This window comes from Stutzerimonas stutzeri, assembly GCF_002890915.1.
GTDB classification, from domain to species: Bacteria; Pseudomonadota; Gammaproteobacteria; order Pseudomonadales; family Pseudomonadaceae; genus Stutzerimonas; species Stutzerimonas stutzeri_AF.
Map to the genome: position 1 here is coordinate 90,758 of NZ_POUT01000007.1, position 25,568 is coordinate 116,325.

Here is a 25,568-nt window from a genome sequence, read left to right on the forward strand (position 1 = left end):
GGCGATGCTTTTGAGTTTCAAGCTTAAAAGCACTGATCCGCGTCCGGTCCGACAGCCCCTTCGGCAGGCATAATGCCGATATCCGACAGCGTTGCGCGTGGTCGCCAGCATAAGGAGAGCAGGGTGAAAGAGCAGGCCCAATTCCACATGAGCTACTGGATGATCGCCATCCTGGCGTTCCTCGGCATCCAGTACCTGCTGTCCATACAGCAGGAAGTGGCGGTGATTCCCTACAGCGAGTTCGAGCAGCACCTCAAGGAGGGCCGCGTCGACGAGCTGGCGATCACCGAGCGGCGCATCGAGGGCACGCTCAAGGAGCCGCTGCCGGGCGGCCAGCGGCGCTTCGTCGCCAACCGCGTCGAGCCGCGGCTGGCCGAGCATCTGCAGCAGTACCCGGTGCGCTACACCGGCAAGGTGGAGAGCACGCTGGTGCGCGACCTGTTGTCCTGGGTCATCCCGGCGGCGCTGTTCTTCGGCATCTGGCTGTTCCTGCTCAGGCGCATCGGCAGTGGCCTGGGCGGCGGCGGGATGATGCAGATCGGCAAGAGCAAGGCGCGGGTCTACGTCGAGACCGACATGAAGGTGACCTTCGCCGACGTTGCCGGGGTCGACGAGGCCAAGGACGAACTCAAGGAAATCATCGAGTTCCTGCGCGACCCGCAGACCTACGGCCGCCTCGGCGGGCGCATGCCCAAGGGCGTGCTGCTGGTCGGCCCGCCCGGCACCGGCAAGACCCTGCTGGCGCGCGCCGTGGCCGGCGAGGCGAAGGTGCCGTTCTTCTCCATCTCCGGCTCGGAGTTCGTTGAGATGTTCGTCGGCGTCGGTGCCGCGCGGGTGCGCGACCTGTTCGAGCAGGCCCGTGCGCAGGCGCCGGCGATCATTTTCATCGACGAGCTGGACGCCCTCGGCCGTGCGCGCGGCGCCGGACCGCTGTCCGGCGGGCACGACGAGAAGGAGCAGACCCTCAACCAGCTGCTGGTGGAAATGGACGGCTTCGACACCTCCAGCGGCCTGGTGCTGCTGGCCGCCACCAACCGCCCGGAAATCCTCGACCCGGCGCTGCTACGCGCCGGCCGCTTCGACCGCCAGGTGCTGGTGGACCGCCCGGACAAGGTCGGCCGGGTGCAGATCCTCGCCGTACATCTGAAGAAGGCCCGGCTCGGCAGTGACGTCGATCCGCAGGCGATCGCCGCGCTGACGCCCGGTTTCACTGGCGCCGACCTGGCCAACCTGGTCAACGAGGCGACGCTGCTGGCGACCCGGCGCAACGCCGAGGCGGTGGCGATGGAGGATTTCACCGCCGCCATCGAACGCATCATCGCCGGCCTGGAGAAGCGCAACCGCCTGCTCAACCCGCGCGAGCGCGAGATCGTCGCCTACCACGAGATGGGGCATGCGCTGGTGGCCATGGCGCTGCCGGGCGTCGACCCGGTGCACAAGGTCTCGATCATCCCGCGCGGCATGGGCGCGCTGGGCTACACCATCCAGCGGCCGATCGAGGACCGCTTCCTGATGACCCGCGAGGAACTGGAGAACAAGATGGCCGTGCTACTCGGCGGGCGTGCCGCGGAATGGCTGGTGTTCTCCCACCTGTCCACCGGCGCCGCCGACGACCTGGCCAAGGTCACCGACATCGCCCGCGCCATGGTCACCCGCTACGGCATGTCCAAGCGCCTTGGCCACATGGCGCTGGAACGCGAACCCAATTCGTTCCTCGGCAACGAGGCGATGCTCGGCCTCAAGCCGCAGCACGACTATGCGGAAAGCACTGCCACGGCGATCGACGAGGAGGTGCAGGAGCTGGTGCAGTCGACCTTCCAGCGCAGCCTGGCATTGCTGGAGGCGCGCCGCGAATCGCTGGAACGCTGCGCCCAGCGCCTGCTGCAGCAGGAGACACTGGAGGCCGCGGAGCTGCGCGTGCTGGCAGGGCTCGAGCCGCAGCCGGCGACCTGAGGCGGTTCAGGCCTCCGTGGTGTTTTCCACGACCTGGCAGACGTCCACCCACTGGGCGTCGGCCAGCTCGGCCAGCCGCTGCGGGCAGATCCGTACGGCACTGTGGATGGCGCCGGCGGCCGGTAACACCTGGTCGAAGGCCTTCAGCGATTCATCGCAGTAGACCGACAGTGAAGTGGCCAGGCCGAACGGGCAGACGCCACCGACCGGATGCCCGGTCAGCGCGACGACGCTGTCGGCGTCGAGCATCTTCGCCTTGCCGCCGAAAGCGGCCTTGATCTTGCGGTTGTCGATGCGCGCATCGCCGCGTGCCACCACCAGCAGGTTGCGCTCGCCGATGCGAAAGGCCAGGGTCTTGGCGATCTGGCCCGGCTCGACCCCATGCGCCTCGGCCGCCAGGGCGACAGTGGCGGTGCTGCTGTCCAGTTCGATGATCGCGATGTCCGGTGCCTTCTCGGCGAAGAAGGCGCGAACGGATTCGAGGCTCATGGCGCGGGCTCCTGCGAAAAGCCCCCATCCTTGTGACTCGCCGCTGCTACGTCAAGCCTGCGCAGCGCCGGCCGGGCGCCGTCGTTCATGTTGCGCCAGCGCCCATTCGACGTGCTCGCGCACCAGCGCCGAGGGATCGTCGCGGCGCGCTCGCAGCGCCTCCAGCACCGGGATGCTCGACGGCGCGTTGCCCAGGCCCACCGCCAGGTTGCGCAGCCAGCGCTCGTAGCCGGCGCGGCGCAGCGGCGAGCCCTCGGTGCGGCTGAGGAACTCCTCCTCGCTCCAGCGGAACAGCGCGGCCAGTTCGGCGTTGTCCAGGCTGTGGCGCGGCTGGAAGTCGCCCTGCTCGGTGGGCCGGGCGAAGCGGTTCCACGGGCAGACGATCTGGCAGTCGTCGCAGCCGAATACGCGGTTGCCGATCTTCGAGCGGAGCTCGACGGGGATCGGCCCTTTCAGTTCGATGGTCAGGTAGGAAATGCAGCGCCGCGCATCCAGCACCCGTTCGCCGACGAAAGCCTCGGTCGGGCAGACGTCCAGGCAGGCGTGGCAACTGCCGCAGTGATCGCGCGCGGTGGGTTCGTCGACCGGCAGGGCGATGTCGACGAACAGCTCGCCGAGGAAGAACCAGCTGCCGGCCTTGCGGTTGAGCAGCAGGGTGTTCTTGCCGATCCAGCCGAGCCCGGCCTGCTGCCCGGCGGCCTTTTCCAGCACCGGCGCACTGTCGACGAAGGCGCGAAAGCCGAACGGGCCGACCACCTGCTGGATGCGCTCGGCCAGTTGCTGCAGGCGCTTGCGGATCAGCTTGTGATAGTCGCGGCCGAGCGCGTAGCGCGACACATAGGCCTTCTCCGGCGCGGCCAGCTGCTGCGTCATGCGCGTGTCACCGGGCAGGTAGTCCATGCGCAGCGAGATCACCCGCAGCGTGCCGGGCACCAGTTCGTCCGGCCGCGAGCGCTTGCTGCCATGCGCCGCCATGTAGTCCATCTCGCCCTGGTAGCCGGCAGCCAGCCAGGCTTCGAGATGCGCCTCGTGCTCGCCGAGGTCGACATCGGTGATGCCGACCTGCTGGAAGCCGAGCTCGCGGCCCCACTCCTTGATGGACTGGGCGAGGGCGATGGGATCGAGAACGGCACTGGACATCGGAGAGTACGACGGCTTGGTAGGCGGGTGCGTATAATTCTGCCAGACATTCCGCCGCGATGATCCCTGCCCCGATGACCGATGCCCTGCCTGTCGCCCTGTATACCGCCGCCCAGGTGCGCGAACTCGATGCGCGCCTGATCGCCGCCGGCACGCCCGGCTTCGAACTGATGCAACGCGCCGCCCATGCCGCCTGGCGTGCGCTGCGCCGGCGCTGGCCGCAGGCCGCTGCGCTCACGGTGCTGGCCGGGCGCGGCAACAACGCCGGCGACGGCTACCTCGTCGCGGCGCTGGCCCAGCGCGCCGGCTGGCAGGTGCGGGTGCTGGCGGTGGGCGAGCCGCAGGCGCTGCAGGGCGACGCCGCGCAGGCCTGCGCCGAGGCGCGCACCTGCGGCGTGCACATCGAACCCTGGCGTGCGGATGCGCCGCTGCACGGTGTGCTGGTGGATGCGCTGCTGGGTACCGGCATCAGCGGCGAGGTGCGCGAGCCCTATGCCGGCGCCATCGCCGCGATCAACGAAAGCGGCCTGCCGGTATTGGCAATCGACCTGCCCTCCGGCCTCTGCGCCGATACCGGGCGGGTGCTGGGCCAGGCCGTGCGTGCCGAGCTCAGCGTGACCTTCATCGGCCTCAAGCTTGGCCTGTTCACCGCGGATGGGCCGGATCGCGTCGGTGCGCTGGTGTTCGACGACCTGCAGGCCGATCCACAGGTCGTCGCGCAGGTCGCAAGCGAGGCCGTGCGACTCGACCGGCCGGCCCTGGCGCGGGTCGCACCACGTTCGCCGGTGGCGCACAAGGGCAGCTTCGGCCAGGTGCTGTTGATCGGCGGCGATCTCGGCACCGGCGGCGCCGCGCTGCTCGCTGCCGAGGCGGCGCTGCGTAGCGGTGCCGGCATGGTGACGCTGGCGACCCGGCCGGAGCATGTCACGGCGTCGCTGGTGCGGCGCCCGGAGATCATGTGCCACGGCGTCGAGTCGACCTACGGCCTTACGGCACTGGCCGACCGCGCCGATGTGCTGGTGGTCGGCCCCGGCCTCGGCCAGGCGCCCTGGGGCCGCAGCCTGCTGTCGCTGGCGGCGCAGCGTGAGGTGCCGCAGACCTGGGATGCCGATGCGCTGAACCTGTTGGCCAGCGGCAGCGTCGAACTGCCAGCCGGCTGCGTGATCACGCCGCATCCGGGCGAGGCCGCGCGATTGCTGCAGTGCTCCACCGCCGAGGTGCAGGCCGATCGGCCGGCCGCGGTGCGCGAGCTGGCCAGGCGCTACGGCTGCGTGGCACTGCTCAAGGGCGCCGGCACGCTGATCGCCGCCCCCGACGGCCGGCTGGCGCTGTGCGACCGGGGGCATCCGGCCATGGCCAGCGCCGGCCTCGGCGATGTGCTGGCCGGCGTCGTCGGCGCGCTGCTGGCCCAGGCGCTGTCGCCCTTCGCGGCGGCTTGCCTGGCGGCCTGGCTGCATGCCGCGGCGGGCGAGCGGCTCGGTGGCGAGGGCCGCGGGCTGGCGGCCAGCGATCTGATTCCGGTGATCCGCCGGTTGCTCGAGGAGCAGTCGCCATGCCTGAAGTGACGCTATACGCCGAAGACGAGGCGGCGATGCTGGACGTGGGCGCGCGCATCGCCCGGGCGACCGGCGGTCGCGGCGTGATCTACCTGCACGGCGATCTCGGCGCCGGCAAGACCACGCTGTCGCGCGGGCTGATTCGCGGCTTCGGCCATGAAGGCAAGGTCAAGAGCCCGACCTTCACCCTGGTCGAACCCTACGAGATCGGCGCGCTGCGCGTGTTCCACTTCGATCTCTACCGCCTGGTCGACCCCGAGGAACTGGAATTCTTCGGCATTCGCGACTATTTCGAAGGCGATGCGCTGTGTCTGGTGGAATGGCCGGAGCGCGGGGTCGGCATTTTGCCAAAGGCGGACATGGACATTACCATTACGCCGCATGAGGCCGGCCGTACGCTGCGCCTGTCGCCCCACACCGCGCGGGGCGAAGCCTGGTGTGCCGCCCTGACCGATGGAGAGCTATGAATAACATGGGGTTGGGTATGCGCATTCGCGCCCTGGTCGTTGGGCTGGCGTTGTCGCTCATGGCGGCGGACCTCTTCGCCGCCAGCGATGTGCAGAGCGTGCGTCTGTGGCGTGCGCCGGACAACACCCGCCTGGTGTTCGACCTGTCCGGGCCGGTCGAGCACAAGGTCTTCACCCTCACCGCGCCGGATCGCCTGGTCATCGATGTCTCGGGGGCCACGCTCAAGGCCTCGCTCGATCAGTTGCCGCTGCAGAACACCCCGGTGGCCGCGCTACGCGCCGGCCAGTACGACGCCGATACGCTGCGGGTGGTGGTCGATCTCAACGCCCCGGTGTCGCCGAAGAGTTTCAGCCTGACCCCCAACCAGCAGTACGGCCATCGCCTGGTGGTCGACCTGTTCGACCAGGGCAGTGTCGTGCCTGGCGCCGCCGAACCGCCGGTCACCGCCGCTGCGGCGACGCCCGCGGCCCCGGTCTCGCCGGCACTGCCGGCGGTGAAGCTGCCGGCGGTACCCAGCAGCAAGCGCGATATCGTCATCGCCCTCGATGCCGGTCATGGCGGCGAGGACCCCGGCGCCATCGGCCCGGGCAAGGTCTACGAGAAGAACGTGGTGCTGCAGATCGCCAAGGAGCTGCAGCGCCAGATCAATGCCGAGAAGGGCTTCCGCGCCGAGCTGGTGCGCACCGGCGACTACTTCATTCCGCTGCGCAAGCGCACCGAGATCGCGCGCAAGAAGGGCGCCGACCTGTTCGTCTCGATCCATGCCGATGCCGCGCCGCGTTCGGCGGCCTATGGCGCCTCGGTGTTCGCCCTGTCGGATCGCGGCGCCACTTCGGAGACCGCACGCTGGCTGGCCGACAGCGAGAACCGTTCGGACCTGATCGGTGGCGCCGGCAACGTCAGCCTCGGTGACAAGGACCAGATGCTCGCCGGCGTGCTGCTGGACCTGTCGATGACCGCCTCGCTGTCGTCCAGCCTCAACGTCGGGCAGAAGGTGCTGAGCAACATGGGCCGCATCACCCCGCTGCACAAGCGCCGGGTCGAGCAGGCCGGCTTCATGGTGCTGAAGTCGCCGGACATCCCGTCGATCCTGGTGGAAACCGGGTTCATCTCCAACCCCTCCGAGGCGCGCAAGCTGCAGACCGCCAGCCACCAGCAGGCGCTGGCGCGCTCGATCCACAGCGGGGTGCGGCAGTTCTTCCACGAGAATCCGCCACCGGGCAGCTACGTCGCCTGGCTGCGCGATTCGGGCAAGGTCGCCAGCGGCCCGCGTGAGCATGTGGTGCGTTCCGGCGAGAGCCTGGCGCTGCTCGCCCAGCGCTATCAGGTCAGCCTGGCCTCCCTGCGCAGCGCCAACAACCTGCGCAGCGACGTGATCAAGATCGGCCAGACCCTGCAGATTCCCGCCACCACACTGGCGGCGCAGCCATGAGCGAGATGCCACGCATCCAGCTGCTGAGCCCGCGGCTGGCGAACCAGATTGCCGCCGGCGAGGTGGTCGAGCGGCCGGCCTCGGTGATCAAGGAATTGCTGGAGAACAGCCTGGACTCCGGTGCCCGGCGCATCGAGGTGGACGTCGAGCAGGGCGGCGTCAAGCTGCTGCGGGTGCGCGACGACGGCTGCGGCATCCCGCCGGACGACCTGCCGCTGGCCCTGGCGCGCCATGCCACCAGCAAGATTCGCGACCTCGAAGACCTCGAACGGGTGATGAGCCTGGGCTTTCGTGGCGAGGCGCTGGCGTCCATCAGCTCCGTTTCGCGCCTGACCCTGACCTCGCGCACCGCCGAGGCCGGCGAGGCCTGGCAGGTGGAAACCGAGGGCCGCGAGATGGAGGCGCGGGTGCAGCCGGCGGCGCACCCGGTCGGTACCTCGGTCGAGGTGCGCGACCTGTTCTTCAACACCCCGGCGCGGCGCAAGTTCCTGCGTACCGAGAAGACCGAGTTCGACCACCTGCAGGAAGTGATCAAGCGCCTGGCGCTGGCGCGCTTCGACGTCGCCTTCCACCTGCGGCACAACGGCAAGGGCGTGCTGGCGTTGCACCAGGCCGCCGACGGCGCCGCGCGAGCGCGGCGGGTGGCGGCGGTGTGCGGACCGGCCTTCCTCGAACAGGCACTGCCCGTCGAGATCGAGCGCAACGGCTTGCGCTTGTGGGGCTGGGTCGGCCTGCCGACCTTCTCGCGCAGCCAGGCCGACCTGCAGTACTTCTACGTCAACGGACGCATGGTGCGCGACAAGCTGGTCGCCCACGCGGTGCGCCAGGCCTATCGCGACGTGCTGTTCAACGGTCGGCATCCGACCTTCGTGCTGTTCCTCGATGTCGATCCGGCGGTGGTGGACGTCAACGTGCACCCGACCAAGCACGAGGTGCGTTTCCGCGACAGCCGCATGGTGCACGATTTCCTCTACGGTACCCTGCACCGCGCATTGGGCGACGTGCGTCCGGAAGACCAGTTGGCGGCGCCGGCCAGCGTCGCACCGATGACCCAGGTCAGCGGATTGGCCGCCGGCGAGTTCGCCGGGCAGAACGAGATGAGCCTGTCGGCCAGCGTGCTCGAGCGGCCCCAGGGCGAGACGCCGGCCTGGCGCGGGGCAGGGGCCGGCTACCAGGCGCCGCGTCCGGCATCCGGCGGCTATACCGCCGAAACCCAGGGCGCCTATCGGGAATTCTTCTCGCCGCTGGCCGAGCCCGGCCCCGCGCCGCTGCCGGCGAGCCAGGACGACGTGCCGCCGCTGGGCTATGCGCTGGCGCAGCTCAAGGGCGTCTACATCCTCGCCGAGAATGCCCAGGGCATGGTGCTGGTGGACATGCACGCCGCCCACGAACGCATCACCTACGAGCGGCTGAAGACCGCCATGGCCAGCGAGGGGCTGCGCGGCCAGCCGCTGCTGGTGCCCGAGTCCATCGCGGTGAGCCAGCGCGAGGCCGATTGCGCCGAGGAGCACGGGCAGTGGTTCCAGAAGCTCGGCTTCGAGCTGCAGCGGCTTGGCCCGGAAACCCTGGCGATCCGCCAGATTCCCTCGCTGTTGAAACAGGCCGAGGCGACCCAGCTGGTGCGCGACGTGCTCGCCGATCTGCTGGAGTACGGCACCAGCGACCGTATCCAGGCGCACCTCAACGAACTGCTGGCGACCATGGCCTGCCACGGCGCGGTGCGCGCCAACCGGCGGCTGACGCTGCCCGAGATGAACGCCCTGCTGCGCGACATGGAACACACCGAGCGCAGCGGCCAGTGCAACCACGGCCGGCCGACCTGGACGCAACTGGGCATGGACGAGCTGGACAAGCTGTTCCTGCGCGGGCGATAGGGGCAGCTTCGAGCGTGCCGGGTGCTGACCTGCTCGCAGGCTGATTCGCATGCAACCATAGGTCGGGTCACGTTGCTGGGCCATGCTGGAAGGGGGAAACGACATCCACCCTACGCAGGCTGTAGGCGCGGGCCATGCCCGCGATAGCTTCGCATGGTCGAGATCGCGAGCATGGCTCGCTCCTACAAAGATACACGGGCTTGCAGCATGCAGCTTGCAGCCCGAAACTATGCGGCCGTTCGCTGCGAGTCCGCCGATGTCCCGCCTGCCTCCCGCCATCTTCCTCATGGGCCCCACCGCCTCGGGCAAGACCGATCTTGCCCTGGAGCTGGCCCGTGTGCTGCCCTGCGAGCTGATCAGTGTCGATTCGGCGCTGGTCTATCGTGGCATGGACATCGGCACGGCCAAGCCGTCGCCCGAGGTGCTGGCGGCGTTTCCGCATCGGCTGGTGGACATCCGCGATCCGGCGCAGAGCTATTCGGCGGCCGAGTTCGCCGACGATGCGCTGGCGGCCATGGCCGAGATCACGGCGGCCGGCCGGATTCCACTGCTGGTCGGCGGGACGATGTTGTATTTCAAGGCGTTACGCGATGGGCTCGCCGACATGCCGAGCGCCGACCCGGCGCTGCGCGCCGAACTCGAGGCGCAGGCCGCCGCCGAGGGGTTGCCGGCACTGCACCGGCAGCTTGCCGAGGTCGATCCGGAATCGGCTGCGCGGATTCACCCGAACGATCCGCAGCGGCTGGTGCGTGCGCTGGAGGTTTATCGGGTCAGCGGTTTGACCATGAGCGAGCACCGCGCCCGACAAAGGTCGCAAAAAGCCGCTGCGCAGACGCCAGGCGCGGGCGTCTTGCCTTATACTGTCGCGCACCTGAGCATCGCGCCGGCGCAGCGACACATCCTGCACCAGCGCATCGAACAGCGCTTCATTCATATGGTTGAACAGGGCTTTGTCGAAGAGGTCGAAGCCTTGCGCCAGCGCGGCGATCTGCATCCCGGCATGCCATCGATGAGAGCGGTGGGCTATCGGCAGGTCTGGGAGTATCTGGACGGTTCCATGTCCAGGGACGAAATGATCCAGCGCGGCATCATCGCGACCCGACAACTGGCCAAACGGCAGTTCACCTGGTTGCGGAGCTGGGGAGAAACGCACTGGCTGGATAGCCTGGCCTGCGACAATCTGCCGCGCGCATTGAAATACCTGCAATCGCTCACCATATTGAGCTGACATCGCAAATTGACCGTCTATTCTCAACAAGTGGATCGTCGGTTGTAATTTTAAAAACTAATGAAAAGATCCTCTAAGGAGTGCGGCACATGTCAAAAGGGCATTCGCTACAAGACCCTTACCTCAACACACTGCGTAAGGAACGCGTCCCGGTTTCCATCTATCTGGTCAATGGCATCAAGCTGCAGGGTCAGATCGAATCCTTCGACCAATTCGTCATCCTCTTGAAGAACACCGTCAGCCAGATGGTCTACAAGCACGCGATCTCCACCGTCGTTCCGGGCCGCCCCGTGCGTCTGCCTACCGCGGGTGACGCCGAGCAATCCGAGTCGGGTAACGACTGAGGGGGGCTTCCTTGTTCTTCGAACGTCCCGGCGGTGGTGAACGGGCCATTCTGGTGCACCTGGATGGTCAGGACCCCGCGGCGCGCGAGGATCCCCAGGAATTCCAGGAGCTGGCCCGCTCGGCGGGTGCCGAGGCGGTTGGCTTCGTCAACGTCGCCCGTCACCAGCCGTCCGCCAAGTTCCTGATCGGCAGCGGCAAGGTCGAGGAGTTGCATGATCTCGTCAAGGAAGGCGAGGTCGAGCTGGTCATCTTCAACCACACGTTGACCCCCAGCCAGGAGCGCAACCTCGAGCGCGCGCTCGAGTGTCGCGTGCTCGACCGGACCGGCCTGATCCTGGATATCTTCGCCCAGCGTGCGCGAACCCATGAAGGCAAGCTGCAGGTCGAACTGGCGCAGCTCGAGCACATGAGCACCCGGCTGGTCCGCGGCTGGACCCACCTGGAGCGGCAGAAGGGCGGTATCGGCCTGCGCGGCCCGGGGGAAACCCAGCTGGAGACCGACCGGCGCCTGCTGCGGGTACGCATCCGCCAGATCAAGCAGCGCCTGGAAAAGGTCCGCGGTCAGCGCGAGCAGGCCCGGCGTGGCCGACGCCGCGCCGACATTCCCTCGGTTTCCCTGGTCGGCTATACCAACGCCGGCAAGTCCACGCTGTTCAATGCCTTGACCGAGTCCGAAGTCTTCGCCGCGAACCAGTTGTTCGCCACGCTCGATCCGACCCTGCGTCGACTGGAACTCGAGGACGTCGGGGCGGTGGTGCTGGCCGATACCGTGGGTTTCATCCGGCACCTGCCGCACAAATTGGTGGAATCCTTCCGCGCGACACTGGAGGAGTCCAGCAATGCCGACCTGTTGCTGCATGTCATCGATGCCCACGAGCCCGAGCGCGACCAGCAGATCGAGCAGGTGCTGGCGGTGCTGGGCGAGATCGGTGCCCAGGAGTTGCCGCTGCTGGAGGTCTACAACAAGGTCGATCTGATGGACGGCATCGAGCCGCAGATCCAGCGCGATGCCGATGGCAGGCCGCAGCGGGTCTGGGTTTCCGCGCGTGAGGGGCTGGGGCTCGATCTGCTGCGCCAGGCGATTGCCGAACTGCTCGGCGACGATCTGTTCGTCGGTACGCTGTGCCTGCCGCAGCGGCTCGGACGCCTGCGGGCGCAGCTCTTCGAACTCGGCGCGGTGCAGCGCGAATCCCATGACGAGGAGGGTGGCAGTCTGCTGGAGATCCGCCTGCCCCGCATCGAATTGAATCGCCTGATCAGCCGCGCAGGCTTGCCGTTGGACGCTTTTCTCGAGCAACACACTTTGCAATAAAGCCCGCATCGGCAATTTTGCCGGGCGCTCGGGGCTTTCTGTAGCATTGGCGGGCGCGCCGTGGGCGCGCCTTTAGCTTTATTTGAATGGAGAGCGCTATGGCTTGGAATGAGCCGGGTGGCAACTCGAACAACCAGGATCCCTGGGGCAGTGGCGGCGGCGGTCGTCGTGGCGGCGACCAGAAGGGTCCGCCGGACCTCGACGAGGCGTTCCGCAAGCTGCAGGAGAGCCTGAACGGCATGTTCGGCGGCAAGAAGCGTGGTGGCGGTTTTGGCGGCGGTAGCGGCAAGCGCGGCGGTTTCGGCCTGGTCTGGATCGCCCTGGTCGTGCTGCTGGCCGTGTGGTTGTTCAACGCCATCTACATCGTCGACGAGCAGGAACAGGCGGTGGTGCTGCGCTTCGGCAAGTATCACGAGACGGTGGGGCCGGGCCTGAACATCTATTTCCCGCCGATCGATCGCAAGTTCCAGGAGAACGTCACCCGCGAGCGCTCCTACAGCAAGCAGGGGCAGATGCTCACCGAGGATGAAAACATCATCGAGGTGCCGCTCACCGTTCAGTACAAGATCAGCAACCTGCAGTCCTTCGTGCTCAACGTCGACCAGCCGGAAGTCAGTCTGCAGCACGCCACCGACAGTGCCGTGCGTCACGTGGTCGGCTCCACCGCCATGGACCAGGTGCTGACCGAGGGTCGCGAGGCCATGGCTGGCGAGGTCAAGGAGCGTTTGCAGCGTTTCCTCGACAACTACGGCACCGGCATCGTCGTCACCCAGGTCAACCTGCAGAGCGCGGCGGCGCCGCGTGAGGTCCAGGAAGCCTTCGACGACGTGATCCGTGCCCGCGAGGACGAGCAGCGCGAGAAGAACCAGGCCGAATCCTACGCCAACGGGGTGATTCCCGAGGCGCGCGGCCAGGCCCAGCGCATGCTGGAAGAGGCCAGCGGCTACCGGGATGCGGTGATTTCCCGTGCCCAGGGTGAGGCCGATCGCTTCAGCAAGCTGGTCGCCGAATACCGCAAGGCACCGGATGTCACGCGCGAGCGTCTGTATCTGGAAACCATGCAGGAAGTCATGAGCAATACGAGCAAGGTCATGGTCACGGGCGAAAGCGGGCAGAACAACCTGCTCTATCTGCCGCTGGACAAGATGATCAACAGCCGTGGCGCCAGCACGCCGGCGCCGGCCGGAGTGGCATCGGGCGCGGCAGCGCAGAGTTCGCGCCTGCCGCAGGAACTGGACCCGCGTGAAGTGCGTACGAGGGAGAGCCGCTGATGAGCAATAAATCCCTGACGGCCCTGATCGTGGGTGTGGTGCTGGCGCTGGTGCTGTGGAACAGCTTCTACATCGTCTCGCAGACCGAGCGTGCCGTGATGCTGCGCTTCGGCCGGATCGTCGAGCCCGACGTGAAGCCGGGGCTGCACATGAAAATTCCGTACGTGAACAGCGTGCGCAAGTTCGATGCGCGGTTGCTGACGCTGGATACCACCACCTCCCGCTTCCTGACTCTGGAGAAGAAGGCGCTGATGGTGGACTCCTACGCCAAGTGGCGGGTCGACGATGCCGAACGCTTCTACACCGCGACCTCCGGCATGAAGCAGATTGCCGACGAGCGCCTGGCGCGCCGTCTCGAGGCGGCGCTGCGCGACCAGTTCGGTAAGCGCACCCTGCACGAGTCGGTATCCGGGCAGCGCGACGAGCTGATGGCGCAGGTCACCAACAGCCTGAACCGTGCTGCGCAGCAGGAGCTGGGCATCGAGGTGGTGGACGTGCGGGTCAAGGGCATCGACCTGCCGCGCGAAGTGAATCGCAGCGTGTTCGAGCGGATGAGCTCCGAGCGCGAGCGCGAGGCGCGCGAACACCGCGCCAAGGGTAAGGAGCTGGCCGAAGGCATTCGTGCGGACGCCGATCGTCAACGCCGCGTGCTGCTCGCCGAGGCCTTCCGCGAGGCCGAGGAGATGCGCGGTGACGGCGATGCGCAGGCCGCGGCGATCTATGCCGCCGCCTATGGGCAGGATCAGGAGTTCTACGCCTTCCATCGCAGCCTGCAGGCCTACCGCGAAAGTTTCGCCAGCAAGGAAGACGTCCTGGTGCTCGATCCCAAGAGCGAGTTCTTCCGTTACCTGGAGAACAGCAAGTAGCGCGTCATGGCGCTGGCAGAGCCACCCGGCGGCGCAATGCCGCCCGCCGGGTGACCCGTCGGCAAAACATTGCTATGATCCGCCAGCCGGGAAAATCCCGGCTTTTTTGCGTCTGTGCCCCCGTGGTCGCAGACTATCCCAGGCATGCGCTGGTCATGCCGATCCCCCGAGGGGCATGGCTCGGATGCCATGGTTCGAATACGACAGCACGCGACCGGAGGCCAGCCGAGGCTGCTGCCGCGGTTTTCGTCTGGGCTTACCGGAAGAGGTGATTTCGCGAATGGCAACGGTAGACCGCTGGCTCCTGCCAGATGGCATCGAAGAGGTGCTGCCGCCGGAGGCGGCGCGTATCGAAACCGCACGACGTCGCGTGCTGGACCTGTTCCAGTGCTGGGGCTATGAGCTGGTCATCACCCCGCACGTGGAGTTTCTCGAGTCGCTGTTGACCGGTTCCGGCCAGGACCTGGACCTGCGCACCTTCAAGGTGATCGATCCGCTTTCCGGCCGGCAGATGGGGCTGCGTGCCGACATCACGCCGCAGGTGGCGCGAGTCGATGCGCATACCCTGCGCCGCGAGGGCCCGAGCCGCCTGTGTTACGCCGGCAGCGTGCTGCATGCCAAGCCGCAGGCGCTCTCCACCTCGCGTAGCCCCATCCAGCTCGGTGCAGAACTGTACGGTGATGCTTCTGCGTCCAGCGATCTCGAAGTCATCAGCCTGATGCTGGAGGTGCTCGAGCTGGCCGATGTGCCCGACGTGCACATGGACCTCGGTCATGTCGGTATCTATCGCGGCCTGGCCAAGGCGGCCGCACTGAGTGGCGAGGCCGAGCAGCGCCTGTTCGACGCGCTGCAGCGCAAGGCGATGGACGAGATCGCCGAATTGACCGCTGCGCTCGATCCGTCCCTGGCCGGGATGTTGCGGGCGCTGGCACGCCTGTGCGGTGGCCGGGAAGCACTCGACGAAGCCCGGGTCGCGCTGGCGGGCGCGCCCGCCGAGGTGCAGAAGGCGCTCGATACGCTGACGCTCATCGCCGAGCAGCTCGCGGCACGCTATCCGCGGTTGCCGTTGTACTTCGACCTGGGCGAGCTGCGGGGCTATCACTACCATACGGGGGTGGTGTTCGCGGTGTTCGTGCCGGGCGTGGGGCAGTCGATCGCCCAGGGCGGGCGCTACGATGATATCGGCGCCGATTTCGGCCGTGCGCGGCCGGCGACCGGCTTCTCCACCGACCTGAAAACGCTGGTCGGTCTCGGTAATGCCGATCTGACCACGCCGATTTCCGGAATCTGGGCGCCGCACGGCGATGAGCCGGGGCTGTGGAGTGCGATTTGCGAGCTGCGGCGCCAGGGTGAGCGTGTGGTGCAGGCACTGGATGGTCAGTCGCGGAGCGATGCCGCGCAGCTGGGCTGTGATCGGCAGTTGCTGTTGAGTAATGGTGTCTGGACGGTGGCTCCGCTGGCGTCCTGATGGCTGTGGCGCCGCGCTCTCGCGGCGGCGGCCAGGTTTCGATTATCGCCGGTTGTGGCCGGTATGCTTCGCCGAAGAGGACAAAGGGTTATGGGTAAGAATGTCGTGGTCCTGGGCACCCAGTGGGGTGATGAGGGCAAGGGCAAGATCGTCGATCTGCTGACCGATCAGGCGGCTGCGGTTGTGCGTTACCAGGGCGGCCACAATGCCGGTCACACCCTGGTCATCGATGGTGAGAAGACCGTGCTGCACCTGATTCCGTCCGGCATCCTGCGCGACAACGTGCAGTGCCTGATCGGCAACGGCGTGGTGGTCGCTCCCGATGCACTGCTGCGCGAGATCACCAAGCTGGAGGAGAAGGGCGTGCCGGTGCGCGAGCGTCTGCGCATCAGCCCCTCGTGCACCCTGATCCTGCCGTACCACGTGGCGCTGGACCAGGCGCGCGAAGCGGCCCGCTCGGAAGGCAAGATCGGCACCACCGGCCGCGGCATCGGCCCGGCCTACGAGGACAAGGTCGCGCGTCGCGGCCTGCGCATCGGCGACCTGTTCAATCCCGAGCGTTTCACGGTCAAGCTGCGCGAGTTGCTGGAGTACCACAACTTCATCCTGCAGGATTTCTACAAGGTCGAGCCGGTCGACTTCCAGAAGACCCTCGACGAGGCGCTGGCCTACGCCGATATCCTCCGGCCGATGATCACCGACGTCAGCGCGCGTCTGCACGAGCTGCGCAAGCAGGGCGCCTGCATCATGTTCGAGGGCGCCCAGGGCTCGCTGCTGGATATCGACCACGGCACCTACCCGTACGTCACCAGCTCCAGCACCACCGCCGGCGGCACCGCCACCGGCTCGGGCTTCGGCCCGCTGTACCTGGACTACATCCTCGGTATCACCAAGGCCTACACCACGCGTGTCGGCTCCGGCCCGTTCCCCACCGAGCTGTTCGACGACACCGGTGCCCGCCTGGCCGAGCGCGGCCATGAGTTCGGCTCGACCACCGGCCGCGCCCGCCGTTGCGGCTGGTTCGATGCCGTCATCCTGCGCCGGGCCATCGAGATCAACAGCATCTCGGGCATCTGCCTGACCAAGCTGGACGTGCTCGACGGCCTGGACACCATCCGCCTCTGCGTCGGCTACAAGGATCGCAACGGCGAGGTGCTGGTCGATGCGCCGACCGATGCCGACAGCTACGACGGCCTGCAGCCGGTCTACGAGGAAATGCCGGGTTGGAACGAGTCGACCGTGGGTGCCAAGAGCCTGGACGAGCTGCCGGCCAACGCGCGTGCCTACATCAAGCGTATCGAGGAACTGATCGAGGCGCCGGTGGACATCATCTCCACCGGCCCGGACCGCAACGAGACCATCGTGCTGCGCCACCCGTACGCCTGATCTAGCCTTGCCGCTATGCAGAGACCGCCTTCGGCTAATGCCAGTCAGTTAAGCGTGAAATGTCGGCCTGTGTAGGAGCCAGCTTGCTGGCGATGCTGTTGAACCGCCGATCGCCGGCAAGGACTGGGCGTCCCCCAGGCTCCTACAAAAAGCGCCCTCTGCCGTAACCACAGAGTGGACAAAAAGCCTTATCTGATCGGCATTAGCTTTCGGGCGGTCTTTCGCTGTCTGGGATATGAGAAGGAGACGTCCGCCATGGCGGGCGGGATCCGTAGGGTGGGCTGATGCCCACCCTACAGGTTGCCTTACGGCCGGCTACGCAACCGGCGGGCATAAAAAAACCGAGCCTTGGCTCGGTTTTTTCTTGAAGAGTGGTGCCCAGGAGAAGACTCGAACTTCCACGGTGTTGCCACCGCTAGGACCTGAACCTAGTGCGTCTACCAATTCCGCCACCTGGGCACATTGCGATGATCGCTCATCGACTTGCTTTGCCGTTTTGCCGGTCGAAACCAGCCGAAGTCGGCATTCTTCGTTTCTGCATGAGACTCGCGCGCGTGTCGCGGGTCTCATTCGAATAGTGGTGCCCAGGAGAAGACTCGAACTTCCACGGTGTTGCCACCGCTAGGACCTGAACCTAGTGCGTCTACCAATTCCGCCACCTGGGCACGGGAAACGATGATACTTGGCCGTTTCCGTGTTACAACGTCTGCCAGACATTGTGGGCGCGAACTATACGGCCGAGGTCTGGCCTTGTAAACCCCTGACGGCGAAAAATAATTCGCCTGAAAGCTGCCGCCGGGGAGCGATTCGCGCTTCAATAGACGCAGGACGTTCTGTCCCTATAAATGAATGAAAGGTGACATCTCTTAATGGCCGATTGGCAATCCCTCGATCCCGAGGCCGCTCGCGAAGCGGAAAAGTACGAAAACCCCATTCCCAGCCGCGAGCTGATCCTCCAGCACCTCAGCGAGCGTGGCTCTCCCGCCGCCCGCGAACAGCTGGTCGATGAGTTCGGGCTCGTCTCCGAAGAAGACATCGAAGCGCTGCGCCGCCGCTTACGCGCCATGGAGCGCGATGGCCAGCTGATCTACACCCGGCGCGGCACCTATGCCCCGGTGGACAAGCTGGACCTGGTCTGCGGCCGCGTCAGCGGTCATCGCGACGGTTTCGGTTTCCTGATTCCCGACGATGGCAGCGACGACCTGTTTCTCAGTCCGGCGCAGATGCGTCTGGTCTTCGATGGCGACCGCTGCCTGGCGCGGGTTGCCGGTCTCGATCGCCGCGGCCGACGCGAGGGCGCGATCGTCGAGGTGATCAGCCGCGCCCACGAGAGCATCGTCGGGCGCTACCACATCGAGAGCGACGTCGGTTTCGTCATCCCCGACAATCCCAAGATCCAGCAGGAAGTGCTGGTCACGCCGGGGCGCGCGCTGAATGCCAAGCCCGGCCAGTTCGTCGAGGTGAAGATCACCCACTGGCCGACCCCGCGCTTCCAGCCGCAGGGCGACATCGTCGAGGTGATCGGCAACTACATGGCGCCGGGCATGGAAATCGACGTGGCGCTGCGCAGCTTCGACATTCCCCACGTCTGGCCGGAAGCGGTGCTGAAGGAAGCGTCCCGGCTCAAGCCCGAGGTGGAGGAAAAGGACAAGCACAAGCGCGTCGATCTGCGCCACCTGCCCTTCGTCACCATCGACGGCGAGGATGCGCGGGATTTCGACGACGCGGTCTATTGCGAGAAGCCCGGCGGCTGGAAGCTGCTGACCGGCGGCTTCCGCCTGTACGTCGCCATCGCCGACGTCTCCCACTACGTCAAGGTCGGCTCGGCGCTGGACAAGGAGGCCGAGGTACGCGGCAACTCGGTGTACTTCCCCGAACGGGTGGTGCCGATGCTGCCCGAAGAGCTGTCCAACGGCCTGTGCTCGCTGAACCCGCGCGTGGATCGCCTGGCGATGGTCTGCGAGATCACCCTGAGCAAGTCGGGCAAGATGACCGACTATCAGTTCTACGAGGCGGTGATCCACTCCCATGCGCGGCTGACCTACAACAAGGTCAGCTGCATGCTCGAGCAGCCCAGGTCCGCCGAGGGCAAGCGGCTGAGCGCCGAATACGCCGAGGTGTTGCCGCACCTCAAGCAGCTGTATGCGCTGTACAAGGTGCTGCTCAAGGCGCGCCATACCCGCGGCGCGATCGACTTCGAGACCCAGGAGACACGCATCGTCTTCGGCGCCGGGCGCAAGATCGCCGAGATCAAGCCGACCGAGCGCAACGACGCGCACAAGCTGATCGAGGAGTGCATGCTCTGCGCCAACGTCGCCACCGCGGCGTTCCTGCAGAAGCACGACATCCCCGCGCTGTACCGCGTGCACGACGGCCCGCCGCTGGAGCGCCAGGAAAAGCTGCGCGCCTTCCTCGGCGAGCTGGGGCTCAGCCTGCACAAGGGCAAGGAAGGTCCCACGCCGAAGGATTACCAGGCGCTGCTGGAGCGCATCCAGGGGCGCCCGGACTACCACGTGATCCAGACGGTCATGCTGCGTTCGCTGAGCCAGGCCGTCTACAGCGCAGAGAATCACGGCCACTTCGGCCTGAACTACGAGGCCTACGCGCACTTCACCTCGCCGATCCGGCGTTATCCGGACCTGCTGGTGCATCGCGCCATTCGCAGCGTCATCCGTTCCCGCCGCGATACCCCGCACGTGCGCCGCGAAGGCGCGGCGAGCATGCCCAAGGCGCGCATCTATCCGTACGACGAGGCGGCGCTGGAGCAACTGGGCGAGCAGTGCTCGATGACCGAGCGCCGCGCCGACGAGGCCACGCGCGACGTGGTCAACTGGCTCAAGTGCGAGTTCATGAAGGACCGCGTCGGCGAGACCTTCCCGGGCGTGATCACCGCGGTGACCGGCTTCGGCCTGTTCGTCGAGCTCACCGACATCTACGTCGAGGGCCTGGTGCACGTCACCGCGATGCCTGGCGACTACTACCACTTCGATCCGCTGCACCATCGCCTGTCCGGCGAGCGTAGCGGTCGCAGTTTCCGCCTGGGCGACAGCGTCGAGGTGCGGGTCATGCGCGTCGATCTCGACGAGCGCAAGATCGATTTCGAGCTGATCAGCGGCGGCAGCAAGACCTCCGGTGAGGAGCGCAAGCGCGGCGGCAAGGGCGAGCGCGAGCCGGCCGGCCGTGCTTCGCGGGCGACTCAGGAGTCCGGCAATGCCGATGTGCGCAAGAGTCGCGAGCTGAAGAAGGCGCTGCTGGACGAGGCCCGGAGTGCCAAGGGCGGCAAGGCTTCGGCCGGCAAGGCCAAGCGTGGCGCGGCCAAGCCCAAGGCGGGCGGCAAGCCGGCGAGCAAGCCGGCCGCCAGCGGCGCGGGCCCCAGAAAGCGTAAGGCCAAGTCATGAGCCAGTTGGAGAGGATCTACGGCCTGCATGCCGTGGAGGCGCTGTTGCGCCATCATCCCAAGCGCGTCAAGCAGGTCTGGCTGGCCGAGGGCCGTGGCGATCCAAGGGTGCAGGGCGTGCTGGAACTGGCGGCCCAGGCGCGGGTGCGGGTCGGGCAGTGCGAGCGGCGCGAAATGGACGCCTGGGTGGAGGGCGTGCACCAGGGAGTGATCGCCGAGGTCAGCCCCAGCCAGGTCTGGGGCGAGGCAATGCTCGAGGAACTGCTCGATCGCGCCGAGGGACCGCCGTTGTTGCTGGTGCTCGATGGCGTCACCGATCCGCACAACCTCGGCGCCTGCCTGCGTACCGCCGATGCCGCCGGCGCGCTGGCGGTGATCGTGCCCAAGGACAAGTCCGCGACGCTCAATGCCACGGTGCGCAAGGTCGCCTGTGGCGCCGCCGAGGTGATTCCGCTGGTGGCGGTGACCAACCTGGCGCGTACGCTGGAAAAGCTGCAGCAGAAGGGGCTGTGGGTCGTCGGCACCGCCGGCGAGGCCGAGCAGGAGCTCTATGCGCAGGACCTTACCGGCCCGATCGTGCTGGTCATGGGCGCCGAGGGCAAGGGCATGCGGCGCCTGACCCGCGAGCATTGCGATTACCTGGTGCGCCTGCCCATGGCCGGTAGCGTCAGCAGCCTCAACGTTTCGGTCGCCACCGGCGTCTGCCTGTTCGAGGCGCTGCGCCAGCGCAAGGCCGGCGCGGCGCCGGCCTGACCTGCGCCGTGGGCGAGGCTCTGCTGGCCGGCGCTGGTGCCGGCTGAAACGGATCGGCCTTTTCGTGGTCAATCGCTGTCCAGTCCCTGGCCGCAGACAACGGCTGCGCTTGTCGGCATGAAACGCTCCGGATGCTGCCGGAGCCGCCCTGAATGTTCGTTACGTGGCGTCAGGCTCGTACCATGGAGGTTGTATGCAGCACCGCCCGTCCTTCGAAAGCCTGTTCAGGCATTCTCCCAATGCCTACGTGTTGCTCGATCCGGAGTTGGTGATCCTGGATGCCAACCCTGCCTATCTGGCGCTCACCGGGCGTCGCCTGGACGACATTCGCGGCCAGCGCTTGCACGAGGCATTCGCCGTCGATCCTGAGCATCCGGAGTCGACCCACGTGCAGGAACTGCTGGATTCATTCGCCCGGGTGCTCAGCGACAAGACGGTCGACTCGCTGCCGGTCATCCGCTATTCCATCGTGCGCCAGACGCCGGGCGGGCCGGTGAGCGAGGAGCGCTACTGGAGCGCCACCCACACGCCGATCCTGGACGAGCGGGGCGAGGTCGCTGCGATCCTGCAGAACACCGCGGACATCACCGAGCTGCTGAAGGATTCGCCGCACCGCGCCGCCGCCGGCCGGCAGCCGGTGCAGCAGCTCGAGCAGGGCGTGATGTCCCGGGCACGGCTGCTGCAGGCCGAAGGCAACCAGCTGCGGCGGCTGTTCGCCCAGGCGCCGGGTTTCGTCTGCTTTCTGCGTGGGCCCGAGCACGTCTTTGCCTTAGTCAATGATGCCTACCGGCGCCTGACCGGCCACCGTCAGCTGCTCGGCAAGCCGGTCCGCGAAGGGCTGCCGGAGATCGAGGCGCAGGGGCTGGTCGAGCTGCTCGACCACGCTTACCGGACGGGCGAACCCTACATCGGTAAGCGGATGTCGCTCTTCCTCCAGCGCCAGCCCGGCGTCGAGCCGGAAAAGGTGATCGTGGACTTCGTCCTGCAGCCGATCACCGAGCACGATGGCGAGGTTTTCGGCATCTTCGTCCAGGGCCATGACGTGACCGAGCAGCAGCGCAATGAAGAGGAGCTGCGCGGCTACCGCGAGCATCTCGAGGAGCTGGTGCGCGAGCGGACCGAGGCACTGCAGCAGAGCGAAGTCGAGCGGCTGGCGACCGAAAAGGCGCTGCTGCAGGCGCAGAGGCTCGAGGCGGTAGGCAAGCTTACGGGCGGCATCGCCCATGACTTCAACAACATGCTGCAGATCATCGGCGGCAACCTGCAGCTGCTGCGGCGCAGCCTCGGCAATGATGAAACCGCGCTGCGACGGCTGGATTCGGCGGTCAGTGGCGTGGAGAAGGGCGCGCGTCTGGCCTCGCAACTGCTGGCGTTCGCCAGCCGGCAACCCCTGCAACCGCAGCCGGTGCACCTGGGGCGATTGCTCGGGCAGATGCACGAACTGCTCGATGGAGCGCTGGGGTCGGCCGTTCAGCTCGAACTGGAGGCGGCGGACGAGCTCTGGCCGGTTTTCGTGGATGTCGGCAACCTGCAGAGCGTGGTGCTCAACCTCGCGGTCAATGCGCGTGACGCGATGGCCGATGGCGGCAAGCTGCTCATCCGGCTGGCCAACCGCACGCTGGACGAGGCTGCGCTGGCGGGGCAGGAGGTGCAGCCCGGTGACTACGTGCAGTTGAGCATCATCGATCAGGGCACTGGCATGACCGAGGACGTGCGGGCCCGTGCCTTCGAGCCGTTCTTCACCACCAAGCGCACGCGCAATGCCGCCGGGCTCGGGCTGAGCATGGTCTACGGGTTCGTCAGGCAGAGCGGCGGCTTCGTCACGCTGGAGAGTGAGCAAGAGGGCGGAACCACGGTGAAGGTCCACTTGCCGCGCAGCGCTGCGGCGGCGAATTCGACCGACGACCGGTCGGCCGGGCAGTCGGATGCGGCCGAGGAGATCGATGAGATGAGTCATGCGGCCAGTGGGCCGACAGGCGACGCGGGGTTGAAGATCCTCTTCGTCGAGGACGATCCGACGCTGCGCATGCTGACCGGCGAGGTGATGCTCGAACTCGGCCACCAGGTGGAGCTCAGCGAGACGGCCGAGGAGGCGCTGGAATGCCTCGAGCGGCAGGCGTTCGACGTGTTGCTCACCGACGTCGGCCTGGCCGGTATGAGCGGGGTGGAACTGGTGAAGCAGGCGGGGGCGCGCCATCCGCAGCTTTCGCTGGTGATCGCCTCGGGCTATCCGGTGAATGCCGCCGAGATCGGCCTGGAGCGGCTGCGCACGATGCTCAAGCCCTACGACATTCATCAGGTGCGCGATCTGCTCGATGCGATCCAGCTCGAGCGCGCGAAGCCGGGCGGCCAGGCGCCTGGTTAAATCTTCACCAATTCGCCTTGCGCCGCTGTCGGCCCTTCTCTAGAATGGCGCCCCTTGCCCGGCTGGCAGGCGTTTGCACGCCCTTCAACCGGCAAGACAACAAGTCATTCACTCCTTGCCTGACCGCATCGTCGGCAGGCTGCAACCCGTAAGGAGCAGTTATGCGTCATTACGAAATCATCTTTCTGGTTCACCCGGACCAGAGCGAGCAGGTCGGCGGCATGGTGGAGCGTTACACCAAGCTGATCGAAGAAGACGGCGGCAAGATCCACCGCCTGGAAGACTGGGGCCGTCGTCAGCTGGCTTATGCCATCAACAACGTGCACAAGGCTCACTACGTGATGCTGAACGTCGAGTGCAGCGGCAAGGCCCTGGCCGAGCTGGAAGACAACTTCCGCTACAACGACGCCGTCATCCGCAACCTGATCATTCGTCGCGACGAAGCCGTGACCGAGCAGTCCGAAATGCTCAAGGCTGAGGAAAACCGTAGCGAGCGCCGCGAGCGTCGTGATCGCCCTGAAAACACTGACGGCTCCAACGAGAGCGACAGTGACAGCGATAGCAACGCTGACGAGTAATCCACGGATCTATTGAGGAGCCTATTTCATGGCACGTTTTTTCCGTCGTCGTAAGTTCTGCCGTTTCACCGCCGAAGGCGTGAAAGAGATCGACTACAAGGATCTCAACACCCTGAAGGCCTACATCTCCGAGACCGGCAAGATCGTTCCTAGCCGCATCACCGGAACCAAGGCCCGTTATCAGCGTCAGCTGGCCACCGCTATCAAGCGCGCCCGCTACCTGGCCCTGCTGCCCTACACCGACAGCCACGGCCGTTGATCCGGCTGGTCGACAGAAGTAAGGGATAGATCGCATGCGCGCCCTGGCCGAGTTCATCATGCGTGGCCGCATGCAGGCCATCTTCGTGGTGGCCGGTGCCGCGGCGCTGCCCATGCTGTTCTGGTTGAGCGCTGCCGCGGGCAGCCTGGTGCTGTTGCGCCGTGGTCTCAACGATGCGCTGGGTGTGTTGGTCTGGGCCATAGTGCCGGCGCTGGCCTGGTGGTATTTCGGCGATCCGCGCACGCTGCTGGTGTTGCTCGGTTCGCTGGGGCTGGCGCTGCTGTTGCGCAACCAGGCGTCGTGGTCGCGGGTGATGTTGTGCAGCGTAGGTCTCGGACTGCTGTATGTCTGGGCCCTCGGTGCGGTATTCGGCGAGCCCATCGCGGCGCTGGCCAGCGAACTGCAGAAAGTGTTGCCCGAGACGCTGTCGGACGCCTATCAGCAGCTCTCGCCGGACGAGCGTGCGCGGCTGGAGGCGCTGCTGGCGCCGGTGTTGACCGGGTTGCTGGCCGCGCTGCTGCAGATCGTCACGCTGCTGAGCCTGATGCTGGGGCGTTACTGGCAGGCCGTGCTGTACAACCCGGGTGGTTTCGGCGGCGAGTTCCGTGCGCTGCGGTTCCCACCGATGCTGGCGATCCTGCTGCTGGTGGGCATGCTGCTGGGGCCGAACCTCGGCGCGCAGCTGGCGGTGCTGACACCGCTGTGCAGCGTTCCGCTGGTGTTCGCCGGTGTCGCGCTGATGCACGGGCTGGTGGCGCAGGGGCGCTTGCCGCGGTTCTGGCTGGTGGGGCTGTACGTCACGCTGGTGTTGTTCATGCAGTTGATTTATCCGCTACTGGCCGTGTTGGCCATTGTCGACAGTCTGTTTGATTTTCGCGGTCGCGCTTCCGGCAAGAACGGCGCGGGACCTGCGAACGGTGAAGGTTAAAAGTTAAGAGGTAAGACTCAAATGGAAGTCATCCTGCTGGAAAAGATCGCCAACCTGGGCAACCTGGGCGACAAGGTAAACGTCAAGGCCGGTTACGGCCGTAACTACCTGCTGCCGCAAGGCAAGGCTACCGCTGCGACCCCGGCCAATATTGCCGAGTTCGAAGCCCGCCGCGCCGAGCTGGAAAAGGCCGCTGCCGAGAAGAAGGCTTCGGCCGAAACTCGCGCCGCTCAGCTGGCCGAACTGGAAGTCACCATCACCGCTACCGCGGGCGATGAGGGCAAACTGTTCGGTTCCATCGGCACCGCCGACATCGCCGACGCCCTGACCGCCTCCGGCGTCGAAGTGGCCAAGAGCGAAGTTCGCCTGCCGAACGGCACCATCCGCCAGACCGGCGAATACGACGTGGCCGTGCACCTGCACACCGACGTCGAAGCGACCGTCAAGCTGATCGTCGTCGCCGGCTAAGCCTTCGTCTGGCACCGCTGGTGCCTGACGCG

The 25,568-nt window shown here is 66.6% G+C and carries 21 protein-coding genes and 2 tRNA genes; 19 read left to right on the forward strand and 4 right to left on the reverse strand.

Features of this window, described 5'->3' with window-relative positions; translation table 11 throughout:
• Positions 1-123 precede the first annotated feature (123 nt).
• The gene (ftsH, locus tag CXK94_RS13465) at positions 124-1,953 is read left to right on the forward strand and encodes an ATP-dependent zinc metalloprotease FtsH (RefSeq protein WP_102894721.1); all 1,830 of its coding nucleotides are present in this window, start codon (positions 124-126) and stop codon (positions 1,951-1,953) included.
• 6 nt (positions 1,954-1,959) lie between these two features.
• Here the strand turns inward: ftsH and CXK94_RS13470 are convergent, their stop codons facing one another.
• Both CXK94_RS13470 and queG read right to left on the reverse strand, forming a co-directional pair.
• The gene (locus tag CXK94_RS13470; protein WP_102894722.1) at positions 1,960-2,442 is read right to left on the reverse strand and encodes a YbaK/EbsC family protein; all 483 of its coding nucleotides are present in this window, start codon (positions 2,440-2,442) and stop codon (positions 1,960-1,962) included.
• Between the two features lie 51 nt (positions 2,443-2,493).
• Positions 2,494-3,582, reverse strand: a complete 1,089-nt coding sequence (gene queG / locus CXK94_RS13475) for a tRNA epoxyqueuosine(34) reductase QueG (protein WP_102894723.1) — start codon at positions 3,580-3,582, stop codon at positions 2,494-2,496.
• A gap of 74 nt (positions 3,583-3,656) precedes the next feature.
• On the opposite strand from queG, the gene CXK94_RS13480 reads away from it, so the two are divergent.
• The 11 genes from CXK94_RS13480 to CXK94_RS13530 all read left to right on the forward strand — a co-directional run bounded on the left by CXK94_RS13480 (position 3,657) and on the right by CXK94_RS13530 (position 16,788).
• Positions 3,657-5,147: an NAD(P)H-hydrate dehydratase gene (locus tag CXK94_RS13480; protein WP_102894724.1), complete on the forward strand. Its 1,491-nt coding sequence runs from the start codon at positions 3,657-3,659 to the stop codon at positions 5,145-5,147.
• Entirely contained in the window at positions 5,135-5,605 is a 471-nt protein-coding gene (tsaE, locus tag CXK94_RS13485) for a tRNA (adenosine(37)-N6)-threonylcarbamoyltransferase complex ATPase subunit type 1 TsaE (protein WP_102894725.1), read from the forward strand. The genes CXK94_RS13480 and tsaE overlap by 13 nt, the downstream gene beginning before the upstream one ends.
• Positions 5,606-5,622: 17 nt before the next feature.
• A complete protein-coding gene (locus CXK94_RS13490; RefSeq protein WP_102894726.1) occupies positions 5,623-7,038 on the forward strand; it encodes an N-acetylmuramoyl-L-alanine amidase in 1,416 nt (471 codons plus the stop codon).
• The gene (mutL, locus tag CXK94_RS13495; protein ID WP_102894727.1) at positions 7,035-8,912 is read left to right on the forward strand and encodes a DNA mismatch repair endonuclease MutL; all 1,878 of its coding nucleotides are present in this window, start codon (positions 7,035-7,037) and stop codon (positions 8,910-8,912) included. The genes CXK94_RS13490 and mutL overlap by 4 nt, the downstream gene beginning before the upstream one ends.
• A 256-nt stretch (positions 8,913-9,168) precedes the next feature.
• Entirely contained in the window at positions 9,169-10,140 is a 972-nt protein-coding gene (gene miaA / locus CXK94_RS13500) for a tRNA (adenosine(37)-N6)-dimethylallyltransferase MiaA (RefSeq protein WP_037041452.1), read from the forward strand.
• An 89-nt stretch (positions 10,141-10,229) separates the two neighbouring features.
• Positions 10,230-10,484, forward strand: a complete 255-nt coding sequence (hfq, locus tag CXK94_RS13505) for an RNA chaperone Hfq (RefSeq protein WP_003283098.1) — start codon at positions 10,230-10,232, stop codon at positions 10,482-10,484.
• 11 nt (positions 10,485-10,495) lie between these two features.
• Positions 10,496-11,797: a ribosome rescue GTPase HflX gene (gene hflX / locus CXK94_RS13510; protein WP_102894728.1), complete on the forward strand. Its 1,302-nt coding sequence runs from the start codon at positions 10,496-10,498 to the stop codon at positions 11,795-11,797.
• Between the two features lie 98 nt (positions 11,798-11,895).
• The gene (gene hflK / locus CXK94_RS13515) at positions 11,896-13,068 is read left to right on the forward strand and encodes an FtsH protease activity modulator HflK (RefSeq protein WP_102894729.1); all 1,173 of its coding nucleotides are present in this window, start codon (positions 11,896-11,898) and stop codon (positions 13,066-13,068) included.
• On the forward strand, positions 13,068-13,934 hold the full coding sequence (gene hflC / locus CXK94_RS13520; RefSeq protein ID WP_102894730.1) for a protease modulator HflC: 867 nt from the start codon (positions 13,068-13,070) through the stop codon (positions 13,932-13,934). The genes hflK and hflC overlap by 1 nt, the downstream gene beginning before the upstream one ends.
• A gap of 280 nt (positions 13,935-14,214) precedes the next feature.
• On the forward strand, positions 14,215-15,402 hold the full coding sequence (locus CXK94_RS13525; protein ID WP_102894731.1) for an ATP phosphoribosyltransferase regulatory subunit: 1,188 nt from the start codon (positions 14,215-14,217) through the stop codon (positions 15,400-15,402).
• Between the two features lie 90 nt (positions 15,403-15,492).
• Positions 15,493-16,788: an adenylosuccinate synthase gene (locus CXK94_RS13530; RefSeq protein WP_102894732.1), complete on the forward strand. Its 1,296-nt coding sequence runs from the start codon at positions 15,493-15,495 to the stop codon at positions 16,786-16,788.
• Between the two features lie 372 nt (positions 16,789-17,160).
• On the opposite strand, the gene CXK94_RS13535 is transcribed toward CXK94_RS13530, so the two are convergent.
• Both CXK94_RS13535 and CXK94_RS13540 read right to left on the reverse strand, forming a co-directional pair.
• Positions 17,161-17,247: transfer RNA gene (locus CXK94_RS13535), tRNA-Leu, on the reverse strand.
• Between the two features lie 119 nt (positions 17,248-17,366).
• Positions 17,367-17,453 (reverse strand) — tRNA-Leu (locus CXK94_RS13540).
• 204 nt (positions 17,454-17,657) lie between these two features.
• Between CXK94_RS13540 and rnr the strand changes: the two genes are divergently transcribed.
• The 7 genes from rnr (at position 17,658) to rplI (ending at position 25,536) form a co-directional block, all read left to right on the forward strand.
• The gene (rnr, locus tag CXK94_RS13545) at positions 17,658-20,186 is read left to right on the forward strand and encodes a ribonuclease R (RefSeq protein WP_102894733.1); all 2,529 of its coding nucleotides are present in this window, start codon (positions 17,658-17,660) and stop codon (positions 20,184-20,186) included.
• The gene (rlmB, locus tag CXK94_RS13550) at positions 20,183-20,938 is read left to right on the forward strand and encodes a 23S rRNA (guanosine(2251)-2'-O)-methyltransferase RlmB (protein WP_102894734.1); all 756 of its coding nucleotides are present in this window, start codon (positions 20,183-20,185) and stop codon (positions 20,936-20,938) included. The genes rnr and rlmB overlap by 4 nt, the downstream gene beginning before the upstream one ends.
• 193 nt (positions 20,939-21,131) lie before the next feature.
• Positions 21,132-23,303, forward strand: a complete 2,172-nt coding sequence (locus tag CXK94_RS13555) for a PAS domain-containing protein (RefSeq protein WP_102894735.1) — start codon at positions 21,132-21,134, stop codon at positions 23,301-23,303.
• Positions 23,304-23,464: 161 nt separating this feature from the next.
• Positions 23,465-23,881 (forward strand): 30S ribosomal protein S6, encoded by a 417-nt coding sequence (gene rpsF, locus CXK94_RS13560; protein ID WP_037041442.1) that lies wholly within the window; start codon positions 23,465-23,467, stop codon positions 23,879-23,881.
• 28 nt (positions 23,882-23,909) lie between these two features.
• Positions 23,910-24,140: a 30S ribosomal protein S18 gene (rpsR, locus tag CXK94_RS13565; protein ID WP_003283112.1), complete on the forward strand. Its 231-nt coding sequence runs from the start codon at positions 23,910-23,912 to the stop codon at positions 24,138-24,140.
• Positions 24,141-24,174: 34 nt separating this feature from the next.
• Entirely contained in the window at positions 24,175-25,068 is an 894-nt protein-coding gene (locus CXK94_RS13570; protein ID WP_102894736.1) for a hypothetical protein, read from the forward strand.
• 21 nt (positions 25,069-25,089) lie between these two features.
• The gene (gene rplI, locus CXK94_RS13575; protein ID WP_011914672.1) at positions 25,090-25,536 is read left to right on the forward strand and encodes a 50S ribosomal protein L9; all 447 of its coding nucleotides are present in this window, start codon (positions 25,090-25,092) and stop codon (positions 25,534-25,536) included.
• The last annotated feature ends 32 nt before the right edge of the window (positions 25,537-25,568 follow it).

Coding starts and splice junctions, on each gene's coding strand:
- CXK94_RS13555 (WP_102894735.1), top strand. CDS start 21,132: ATGCAGCACCGCCCGTCCTTCGAAAGCCTGTTCAGGCATTCTCCCAAT.
- rpsR (WP_003283112.1), top strand. CDS start 23,910: ATGGCACGTTTTTTCCGTCGTCGTAAGTTCTGCCGTTTCACCGCCGAA.
- hflC (WP_102894730.1), top strand. CDS start 13,068: ATGAGCAATAAATCCCTGACGGCCCTGATCGTGGGTGTGGTGCTGGCG.
- rlmB (WP_102894734.1), top strand. CDS start 20,183: ATGAGCCAGTTGGAGAGGATCTACGGCCTGCATGCCGTGGAGGCGCTG.
- CXK94_RS13525 (WP_102894731.1), top strand. CDS start 14,215: ATGGCAACGGTAGACCGCTGGCTCCTGCCAGATGGCATCGAAGAGGTG.
- CXK94_RS13530 (WP_102894732.1), top strand. CDS start 15,493: ATGGGTAAGAATGTCGTGGTCCTGGGCACCCAGTGGGGTGATGAGGGC.
- tsaE (WP_102894725.1), top strand. CDS start 5,135: ATGCCTGAAGTGACGCTATACGCCGAAGACGAGGCGGCGATGCTGGAC.
- CXK94_RS13570 (WP_102894736.1), top strand. CDS start 24,175: ATGCGCGCCCTGGCCGAGTTCATCATGCGTGGCCGCATGCAGGCCATC.
- CXK94_RS13490 (WP_102894726.1), top strand. CDS start 5,623: ATGCGCATTCGCGCCCTGGTCGTTGGGCTGGCGTTGTCGCTCATGGCG.
- queG (WP_102894723.1), bottom strand. CDS start 3,582: ATGTCCAGTGCCGTTCTCGATCCCATCGCCCTCGCCCAGTCCATCAAG.
- rnr (WP_102894733.1), top strand. CDS start 17,658: ATGGCCGATTGGCAATCCCTCGATCCCGAGGCCGCTCGCGAAGCGGAA.
- hfq (WP_003283098.1), top strand. CDS start 10,230: ATGTCAAAAGGGCATTCGCTACAAGACCCTTACCTCAACACACTGCGT.
- miaA (WP_037041452.1), top strand. CDS start 9,169: ATGTCCCGCCTGCCTCCCGCCATCTTCCTCATGGGCCCCACCGCCTCG.
- rplI (WP_011914672.1), top strand. CDS start 25,090: ATGGAAGTCATCCTGCTGGAAAAGATCGCCAACCTGGGCAACCTGGGC.
- CXK94_RS13480 (WP_102894724.1), top strand. CDS start 3,657: ATGACCGATGCCCTGCCTGTCGCCCTGTATACCGCCGCCCAGGTGCGC.
- mutL (WP_102894727.1), top strand. CDS start 7,035: ATGAGCGAGATGCCACGCATCCAGCTGCTGAGCCCGCGGCTGGCGAAC.
- CXK94_RS13470 (WP_102894722.1), bottom strand. CDS start 2,442: ATGAGCCTCGAATCCGTTCGCGCCTTCTTCGCCGAGAAGGCACCGGAC.
- rpsF (WP_037041442.1), top strand. CDS start 23,465: ATGCGTCATTACGAAATCATCTTTCTGGTTCACCCGGACCAGAGCGAG.
- hflK (WP_102894729.1), top strand. CDS start 11,896: ATGGCTTGGAATGAGCCGGGTGGCAACTCGAACAACCAGGATCCCTGG.